Source organism: Massilia sp. 01N410, assembly GCF_056399665.1.
In genome coordinates this window covers 1-532 of sequence record NZ_JBFTRV010000063.1, presented here as the reverse complement: position 1 = coordinate 532, position 532 = coordinate 1, and the positions used below count along the sequence as shown (strand labels likewise).

The 532-nt window shown below is 65.1% G+C and carries 1 protein-coding gene; it reads right to left on the bottom strand.

Annotated elements, in window-relative coordinates:
- On the bottom strand, window positions 1-532 hold a 532-nt coding region (locus AC1DOP_RS27240; protein WP_477254409.1), incomplete at both ends, for an IS1595 family transposase.

Genomic DNA, 532 nt, shown 5'->3' with positions numbered 1-532 from the left:
CCAGGTGCGCATCCGGCTGTGATAGGCGTTCACGTTCTGGATGTGCAGCGCACCGCGCTTTCGTTCGCCGGCGCTCGCGTTGATGGCCTCATGTGAAATCCCGACCTCCCGCGCGAATGCCGGGTAGGCCGCATGGCTATCGGTCACCAACAGCACGTCGTGTGCCAGGCGCGGCCCCAGGTGTTGCAACAGTTGCCGCCTGCTGACGCTCCCCTTGCCGGTCACGGCGTCGATGGTCTGGCCGCTGCGATCGCGCGCCACCAGGATGCACACTTGTTCATTCGAGATCCCACGCTTTGTCGCCTTGCCGCCGCGTCTTCGTGGCGGACGRTCGAGATGTCTGGASCCCTTGTGCGATTCAAGCACATACATCTCATCGGCTTCGGCGATGCCACTCAGCCGTTGCGGGCGGTCATCCTTGCTCAAGGCCAGGAAACGGTGGCGCCATCGAAAGCTGGTCGCACTGGCCACGCCGATCTCGCGCGCCGAGCGGCGCACGCTGCGGGAGTCGAGCATGCAGCCGAGGTAGTCG